Origin of the sequence: Stenotrophomonas sp. HMWF003, assembly GCF_003061285.1 — a bacterium.
GTDB classification, from domain to species: Bacteria; Pseudomonadota; Gammaproteobacteria; order Xanthomonadales; family Xanthomonadaceae; genus Stenotrophomonas; species Stenotrophomonas maltophilia_AP.
On record NZ_QAIW01000353.1, the window covers coordinates 980 to 2,507 of the forward strand.

The window sequence follows — 1,528 nt, forward strand, 5'->3', positions numbered from 1 at the left end:
ACCGGATGAAGACCGCCGATCAGGCGGCCTGGCCGACGTCCTGCTGCTGGAAACACGCACGGATGGCGTCCAGCAGTTCGCTCATCGAATACGGCTTGGGCAGGAAGTGGATGCCCGGGCGCAGCTGCGGCAGCACATCGGCCGGCTCCAGCCCCGAGGTCACCAGCACCGGCAGGCTGGGCTGGTACTGCTTGATGCGGTGCGCCGCTTCAATGCCGCTCACGCCGCCCAGGCACACATCGGTGAATACCAGGTCGAACCGTTCGCCGGCCTGCAGCAGGCCGAGCGCGGCCTCGGCCGAACTCACGGCGGCAACATCACAGGCCTGGCTTTCCAGCACCATGCGGCTGAGTTCGCGGGTTTCTTCAGTGTCTTCAATCAACAGCACGCGCGGTGCAACGTGGCGTTTGGACAGCAACATGACGCAGTGTTCCCTGGCAGTGGTTCGGAATGGCGCGCAAGTATGCGGCGGCACCGGGTGAGGGGATCGTGCACGTCAGGCGGGGCCGTATGCCGTGCGCCGCAGCAGCGCATACCTGCCCGGCGCGGCCAGCCCTGTGACAGAGGGCGCGGGCCGTTGCCATGGGGGCGCATGGGTCAAGGGCTCCCGGTCATGCGCACGTTGCGCGGCGCTCAGGCGCGGCAGGGTAGAGTCGGGGTTTGATCCATGGAGCCACGACGATGCAATGCCCCGTATGCAAGACCCAGGCGCTGGTGATGTCCGAGCGCCAGGGCATCGAGATCGACTACTGCCCGCAGTGCCGCGGCGTGTGGCTGGACCGCGGCGAACTGGACAAGATCATCGAGCGCTCCACCGATGCGGCCGCCCCGGTGCGTGCCGCCACGCCGCCACCGCCGCCGCAGGCCGTGCAGCACCGTGATACCCGCCACCTGGGCCAGCAGCAGTACGGCGACCAGCACGGCTACCGCAAGAAGAAGAAAGAAGGCTTCCTGTCGGACCTGTTCGATTTCTGAGCCAGGTGCCGGCCCTGTCTGATCAGGGCCGGCGCAGGATGAATTCCAGGTCGCGGCTGTCGCCCACCACGAAGTGGTAGGTGCCGACCTGCACGCAGCCGTAGCGCGCATAGAAGCGCTGCGCGCCGAAGTTTTCCGACCACACGCCCACCCACAGGATGCGGCGTGCCGGGTGATCCAGCCACTGCAGGAACGCCTCCATCAGGCGTGCACCTTGGCCCCCGGACTGGTGGCTGGCCAGCACATACAGACGCTTGAGTTCGATATCGCCGTCGACAGCGTCGGCGTGCGCCAGGGTATTCGGGCCGGCGGCCAGATAGCCCACCGCGCGCCCGTCGTCTTCCAGCAGCCATACCGCACTGCGCGGGTCCTCCAGTTCGCGCCGCTGCGGCGCCGGGCTGTAATGCGCGTCCAGGAACGCGTGCAGGTCCTGCGGCGGGTACGAATCGCCGAAGGTCTCGGTGTAGGTGGCGATGGCGATCGCCGACACAGCCTGTGCATCGACCGGGGTTGCGCGACGGATCTGCAGGGACATGGCAGGGGGGCACGGAAG

General features: G+C 67.6%; 3 protein-coding genes. 1 reads left to right on the forward strand and 2 read right to left on the reverse strand.

Annotated features, from left to right (window positions below):
• Nucleotides 1-19: 19 nt before the first annotated feature.
• Nucleotides 20-421 (reverse strand): response regulator, encoded by a 402-nt coding sequence (locus DBR34_RS14240; protein WP_128097278.1) that lies wholly within the window; start codon nucleotides 419-421, stop codon nucleotides 20-22.
• A gap of 260 nt (nucleotides 422-681) precedes the next feature.
• Here DBR34_RS14240 and DBR34_RS14245 point away from each other — a divergent pair, with 260 nt between their 5' ends.
• Nucleotides 682-975, forward strand: coding sequence for a zf-TFIIB domain-containing protein (locus DBR34_RS14245; RefSeq protein WP_038686751.1), 294 nt, complete (start codon nucleotides 682-684; stop codon nucleotides 973-975).
• Between the two features lie 22 nt (nucleotides 976-997).
• Here the strand turns inward: DBR34_RS14245 and DBR34_RS14250 are convergent, their stop codons facing one another.
• The gene (locus tag DBR34_RS14250) at nucleotides 998-1,510 is read right to left on the reverse strand and encodes a GNAT family N-acetyltransferase (protein WP_128097279.1); all 513 of its coding nucleotides are present in this window, start codon (nucleotides 1,508-1,510) and stop codon (nucleotides 998-1,000) included.
• Nucleotides 1,511-1,528 lie beyond the last annotated feature (18 nt).

Coding starts and splice junctions, on each gene's coding strand:
- DBR34_RS14240 (WP_128097278.1), bottom strand. CDS start 421: ATGTTGCTGTCCAAACGCCACGTTGCACCGCGCGTGCTGTTGATTGAA.
- DBR34_RS14245 (WP_038686751.1), top strand. CDS start 682: ATGCAATGCCCCGTATGCAAGACCCAGGCGCTGGTGATGTCCGAGCGC.
- DBR34_RS14250 (WP_128097279.1), bottom strand. CDS start 1,510: ATGTCCCTGCAGATCCGTCGCGCAACCCCGGTCGATGCACAGGCTGTG.